This window comes from Kitasatospora sp. NPDC004799, assembly GCF_040609095.1.
Lineage (GTDB): Bacteria > Actinomycetota > Actinomycetes > Streptomycetales > Streptomycetaceae > Kitasatospora.
In genome coordinates, this window is the sequence record NZ_JBEXJK010000481.1 from 1 (window position 1) to 6,010 (window position 6,010).

Consider the following 6,010-nt stretch of genomic DNA (forward strand, 5'->3'; position numbering starts at 1 on the left):
CCCCGCGGGCGGGCGGGGGGGGGGGGGGGGGGGGGGGGGGGGGGGGGGGGGGGCGGCGGGGGCGGGCCCCCGGCCCGGCGGGGCGGCCCCCACGGCGGTGCCGGGTGTGGCGCCGGGTCAGGCGACGGCGAGGTAGTAGCCGCCGTGGCCGCTGCAGCCGCCGCTCCAGTACGCGCCCGAGCGGAAGCCGGCCGGGATCGGCGAGTTGGGACAGGTGACCAGGCCGGCCTTCGCGATCTGGTGGAACCAGGCACCGACCCCGTTGCAGCCGTAGACCATGTAGCCGGTCACGACGTACCCCGCGACGATCGGGGAGCCGCCGCAGGTCCAGATCCCGTCCCGGACGAGGTTGTGCCGCCAGGCGCCCATCCCGTTGCAGCCGTACTTGATGTAGTCGGTGAGGACGTACCCCTGGATGATCGGGGAGCCGCCGCAGCTGTAGAGCCCGTCCGCCTCCGGCTCCTGGAACCACGAGCCCCAGCCGCCGCAGCCGTCCTTGTTGAAGGCGGTGATGACCCACCCCTCCGGGATGGCGGCTCCGGAGCAGGCCCACTGGCCGGTGCTGCTGACGCCGGCCGGCTGGGCGGCCGCGCTGGACGTGCCGGCGGCGGTGCCGGCGAGGACGAACGAGGCGATGAGCGCGAGCGCGCCCAGGGTGGCGCCTATGCCGCGACGGACGACCGCGCCGGCGAGGCGCTTCCACAGGGGACGAGGATGCATGATCGGTTCACTCCAGTCCTGGCGGCGGGCACACTCGATGCCCGCTGGTCGGGGGGATGGCCGAGCGGTTGATCGGGCCTCACCCTAGTGGGGAGGCCGTGTGGGTGTCCGGTGGTTGGACGGTGAAATCCGACTTGGCCGGAACCCGTCCGGCCGGTCCGGCCGAAGGTCGGACACGGAGTTTTCCGGGCGCCGGGCGGGGCGCCGGACGGGGCGCCGGACGGGGCGGAGGGCGGGCCGCCGGGCGCGGCGGTCGGGGGTGCGGGAAGCGGGTTCCGGCGTGGCGATGGGTCTTCCGGGGCCGGCGGGTCTACATCTCGACGGGGGGATTCACCGACTCATCGGGAGTGCAGACATGGGCCTCGTCCAGATCGAACTGTTCGCGACGCTCGACCTCGTCGGACAGGCACCCGGCGGCCCCGACGAGGACCCGGCCGGGTTCCCGTTCGGCGGCTGGCAGGCGCCCCTGCTCGACGACGCCACCTTCGCGCAGATCCTCGCCGCGTACGAGGGCACCGACGCCCTGCTGCTCGGCCGGCGGACGTACGACATCTTCGCCGGCTACTGGCCGCACCAGACGGAGGGGGAGATCGCCGAGCTCTTCAACCGCATCCCGAAGTACGTGGCCTCGCGCGGCACGCCCGAGCTCCCGTGGGCCGGCTCCGCCCTGCTCGGCCCGGACCTGGCCGGCGCGGTGCGCGAGGTCCGTGACCGGCACGAGAACGTGAAGGTCGTCGGGAGCCTGGACCTGGTGCAGACCCTGCTGCGGGAGAAGCTCTTCGACCGGCTCGACCTGTGGGTGCACCCGATCGTGCTCGGCGTCGGGAAGAAGGTGTTCGACGGCGGCGCGGTGCCCACCAACCTCACGCTCCTCCAACCCCCGGCGGCCGCCCCCGTGGGCACCGTGTACCTGCGCTACGGGCTCGCCGAGGGCACGCCCGGGACGGGCGACATGAGCGCGCCCGACCGCGGCCTCGGGCACGACGACGCCCGGTGACCCGCGCCGGGGGCGGGGTCCGTCCGACCCGCCGCCCGGGCGCGGGTGCCGTCGCCCGACCCGCCGCCCCGGCGCGGGTGCCGTCGTGCGGTCCGCCCGCTGACGGCGGGTCAGGCCAGTCGGGCCGTGGCCAGGGCCAGGGCGCGGTCGAGCGCCGTGTCGGCGTCGCAGGGGACGTCGGGCCGGACGCCGGTGCCTTCCCAGTTGGTGCCCGAGACGGGGTTGACGGCGCGGGCGATGGGGACGCTGAGCTCCAGGTGCGGGTGGACCGTCCAGCCCTCGCGGGGGTGGGCCCCGCCCCGGGTGGTCTCCCCGACGACCTCGGCGCGGCCGAGCTGCTGCAGGTCGTAGGAGAGCTCCTCGCCGCCGGAGAAGGTGTTCCCGCTCGTCAGCACGTAGACCGGCTTGCTGCCGCCGAAGCGGGCGCCCGGGACGAACGGGGGCGTCCAGTACTGCTCGGCCACGTCCCCCTGGCGCGAGAGCATGGTGTTGAGGTGGGTGCGGCCGTCGAGCAGGTAGCCGCAGACGAAGGCGACCGTGTTCGGGTCGCCGCCGACGACGCGGCGCAGGTCCAGGATCAGGGCGCGGGCCGGGGCCACCACGGAGAGCGCCGCGGCCAGCGGCTGCGCCGCCCAGTCCAGCGGGAACAGCAGGGGCGCGAGCTCCAGGACGGCGACGCCGCCGTCGAGGAGCTCCACGCGCGCCACGCCGCCCAGGGATTCGTCGAACCGTCTGCGGATCGCGGTGAGCGTGGCGGCGCCCTGCTCCGGCGGCACGGGCACCTCGTGGTACTTGACGCCCAGGTGCAGGTCGCCGTTGACGGACCGCAGGTCCGCGGTGACCGCTTCGGCCAACTCCTCGGCGGATTCGGCCCGGTAGGAGCCCTCGGCGCTCCGGCGCCGCAGCAGGTCCGCCAGTTGGCGGGCGGCGTCGGGGAAGACGTAGTGCTCGCTGACCAGGTCGGCGATCGAGTCGATGACGGCGGCGGTGTCCAGCGCGGGCGGCGTGGTGGTGGAGGTCATGGCAGGGAAGTAGACCAGCGACTTGCCAAAGCGTCAACCTTACTTAACGCTTGATGGGGTGAAACACCAACCGGACGAAGACGCCCAGCGGATCAGCACGCCCCTGCAGCACACCGCGCTCGCCCACCCCCTGCGCCAGCGCCTGCTCTTCGCCCTGAGCAGCCGGCCGTCGACGATCAGCCGGCTCGCCGCGCAGCTGGGGGTGAACAAGGGCAGCGTCTCCCACCACCTCCGGGTGCTCTGCGAGGCGGGGCTGGTCCAGGACGCGGGAACGCGGCAGGTGCGCGGCGGCACCGAGAAGTACTACCGGCGGGCCGCCGAGCGGCTCCTCGTCACCGAACCGCAGGCCGAGGGCACGGCCGCGCTGCTCGGCGCCGTCGCCCAGGAGCTGGACCGCTCCCCCGCCGACCACCTGCTGGCGCTGCGCCACCTGCGGCTCGGCCCGGCCAAGGCCGCGCGGCTCGCCGAGCTGCTGGCCGCGCTGGTCGACGAGACGGAGGAGGACCCGGAGGGCGAGCCGGTGCACGGCGTCCTGGTGACGCTCTACCGGCAGGCCGGGGCGTAGCGGCGGTCTCCGGGGACGGGGCGGCCAGTGGGGACGGGGCGGACGGCGAGCGGGCTGCAACCGGGGGCGGAGCGGGGGCGTCCACCGGGATACGAACGGTCGCCCGACCGTGGTCCGGGGGGATTTCCGTACATGCCGATCAACGACGCCGTCCCTGCGCCGCCGCCGCGCGGCCCGCTGCCGCCCTGCCCCGGCTGCGCGCTGACCGACCAGGTCCGCAGCGTACCGGCGGTCCACCTGGGCGAACGGCGGACCGTCACCGTGCGCTCCTCCGACGGGGACGGCCGTACCCGGACGCGCGAGGAGCTCTCCGCGCTCGGCCGGGCCCTGGCACCCGCGCCGCCCGCGGTCGGCGCGGTGGTCCAGGCACTGGCGACCCTGGGCTTCGCGACGCTGCTCGGGGCGGTCTTCACCTTCTTCCAGGGCAACGCGGCGCGCGACGCGCCCGTCCGCCGGCAGCCCGACCTCTCGCCACCGGACTGGGTGACCAAGCACCCGGGGTTCCCGAACGACTTCCCCACCGACCTCCTCCCGGGTGGCCTGCCGAAGGCGGATCCGGTGTCCCCGGCCGCCCACGCGGCGGCCCCGCTCGCCGACGGGAACGACGCGCTGGTCCCGCTCTGGGGGTCGTACCTGATCCTGGCCCTCGCGATCGCCCTGCTGGCGGGCGCGACGGCGCTGTTCCTCGCCAGGCGGCGGCGCCTGGCGGGCCGGGACCGGGCCGAACGGCTCTGGAACCAGGCCTGGTACTGCGCCCGTTGCGGCACCGCGCACTTCCCGCCCACCGCCGGACAGGGCGCCGGGGCGTTCGGCCTCGCGGAGTTCCGTGCGGCGGTCTGGACGGCGGGCGGCTATGGCGACCTGGCCGGGCGGTACCGGCCGTAGGCGCGTCCGGCGGGGGTCCGGGCGGCGGACGGGTGGGGCGGCGGACGTCGAAGTGCCGTACCGCCGCCGCCCGTTCGCGCCCGGGCCGCTGCCGGATCCATTGCTGTCGGCGGGGCGGCGGGATAGCTTCCCCCTGTACCTCCTGTACCTCCTGCACCTCCTGTGCCACCCGTACCGCTCCTGCCCGGCCGGCGTTCCGTCCTCGGCCGGCTCCCGCACCCGGATGATGTGGAGACCCCATGGCCCACCTGCGTTCCTTACTCCGGCTCGGCCTGGCCGTCCCGGTCGCGCTGTCGCTGACCGCCTCGCTCACCGCCCTCTCCGTACCGGCCTCGGCGACGCCCCGGGCGCAGGCCGCCACGCAGGCCTCCGCGCAGGCCGCCACGCAGGCCGGGGACGGGCCCCTCCAGGCGTACGTCGTCAACACCGCGACCGACCGCCGCACGATCGCCGAGGTCCAGCGGGCCGTCACCGCGGCCGGCGGCACCGTCGTCGTCACGTACGACCGGATCGGCGTCATCGTCGCCCACGCGGCGAACCCCGACTTCGGTCGGCAGTTGCGCGCGGTGCCCGGCGTGCGGTCGGCCGGTGCCACCCGGACCGCGCCGCTGAGCGCGGCGGCGACGACCGAGGAGGGCCCGGTGCGCTACCTCGCCCCGGGCGCGGCGGAGTCGGCCGGGAAGGCCTCCGCCGACGGCGCCGAACCCCTCGAGGCCGAGCAGTGGGACCTGCGGGCGATCGGCGCGGACCAGGCCGCGCAGGTCAACGCCGGCAGCAGGGACGTCACGGTCGCCGTGATCGACACCGGCGTCGACGACACCCACCCGGACCTCGCCGCGAACTTCTCCCCCGAGCAGTCCGCCGACTGCGTCAGCGGCAAGGCCGACACCACCTACGGCTCCTGGCGGCCGGCGAGCCCCGACTACTTCCACGGCACGCACGTGGCGGGCACGATAGCCGCGGCCCGCAACGGCCTCGGCGTCGCGGGCGTGGCGCCCGGGGTGCGGGTCGCCGGCATCACGGTCTCCCAGCCCGTCCCGCGCCAGCTGATCCACGCCGAGGGCGTCGTCTGCGCCTTCGTGTTCGCCGCCGACCACGGCGTGCAGATCACCAACAACAGCTACTACGTGGACCCGTGGCAGTACAACTGCCTGGACGACCCCGACCAGCGGGCCATCGTCGACGCGGTCGACCGCGCCCAGCTCTACGCCCAGCGCAAGGGCGTCCTCAACATCGCCGGGGCCGGCAACTCCAACCACGACCTCGCCTCCGACGGCTTCACCGACAGCCGCAGCCCCAACGACTCCACCCCGACGACCCGGACGGTCGACCCGCACCGCTGCCGGCAGGTGCCCGCGCAGCTGCCGGGCGTCGTCACCGTCAGCGCGACCGGCCCCACCAAGGCGAAGGCGTACTACTCCAGTTACGGCCTCGGCGTGATCGACGTCGCGGCGCCGGGCGGCGACCAGTACCAGGCCCCGGACACGCCGTCCCGGGAGGGCGGCATCCTGTCGACCATGCCGGGCAACCGGTACGGCTACCTCCAGGGCACCTCCATGGCCACTCCGCACGCCTCCGGTGTGGCCGCGCTGCTGAAGTCCGCCCACCCGGACGCCTCCCCCGCCCAGCTGCGGGCCCTGCTCAAGGCCCAGGCGGACAACCCGGGTTGCCCGGCCGGCCCGCCCAGCGGGACCGGGACCGGGAGCAGCGGGGACGCCACCTGCGCGGGCGGCCCGCGCGTCAACGGCTTCTACGGCTTCGGCATCGTCAACGCACTGCGCGCGGTCCAGTAGCCGGGACCAGCCGCCCGCTCGGCCGGAC

The 6,010-nt window shown here is 75.5% G+C and carries 6 protein-coding genes; 4 read left to right on the forward strand and 2 right to left on the reverse strand.

Translation table 11 applies throughout. From position 1 onward, the window contains the following. Window positions 1-117 precede the first annotated feature (117 nt). The gene (locus tag ABZW03_RS35965) at window positions 118-720 is read right to left on the reverse strand and encodes a hypothetical protein (protein WP_355268182.1); all 603 of its coding nucleotides are present in this window, start codon (window positions 718-720) and stop codon (window positions 118-120) included. A 355-nt stretch (window positions 721-1,075) separates the two neighbouring features. Between ABZW03_RS35965 and ABZW03_RS35970 the strand changes: the two genes are divergently transcribed. Further along, window positions 1,076-1,717, forward strand: coding sequence for a dihydrofolate reductase family protein (locus tag ABZW03_RS35970; RefSeq protein ID WP_355268185.1), 642 nt, complete (start codon window positions 1,076-1,078; stop codon window positions 1,715-1,717). A 110-nt stretch (window positions 1,718-1,827) separates the two neighbouring features. On the opposite strand, the gene ABZW03_RS35975 is transcribed toward ABZW03_RS35970, so the two are convergent. After that, on the reverse strand, window positions 1,828-2,739 hold the full coding sequence (locus ABZW03_RS35975) for a S41 family peptidase (RefSeq protein WP_355268188.1): 912 nt from the start codon (window positions 2,737-2,739) through the stop codon (window positions 1,828-1,830). 58 nt (window positions 2,740-2,797) lie between these two features. On the opposite strand from ABZW03_RS35975, the gene ABZW03_RS35980 reads away from it, so the two are divergent. From ABZW03_RS35980 to ABZW03_RS35990, 3 genes are all read left to right on the forward strand, one after another. Further along, a complete protein-coding gene (locus tag ABZW03_RS35980; protein WP_355268191.1) occupies window positions 2,798-3,304 on the forward strand; it encodes a winged helix-turn-helix domain-containing protein in 507 nt (168 codons plus the stop codon). Window positions 3,305-3,436: 132 nt separating this feature from the next. Next, window positions 3,437-4,189, forward strand: coding sequence for a hypothetical protein (locus ABZW03_RS35985; RefSeq protein WP_355268194.1), 753 nt, complete (start codon window positions 3,437-3,439; stop codon window positions 4,187-4,189). A gap of 239 nt (window positions 4,190-4,428) precedes the next feature. Continuing rightward, a complete protein-coding gene (locus ABZW03_RS35990) occupies window positions 4,429-5,982 on the forward strand; it encodes a S8 family serine peptidase (RefSeq protein WP_355268196.1) in 1,554 nt (517 codons plus the stop codon). Window positions 5,983-6,010: the final 28 nt, after the last annotated feature.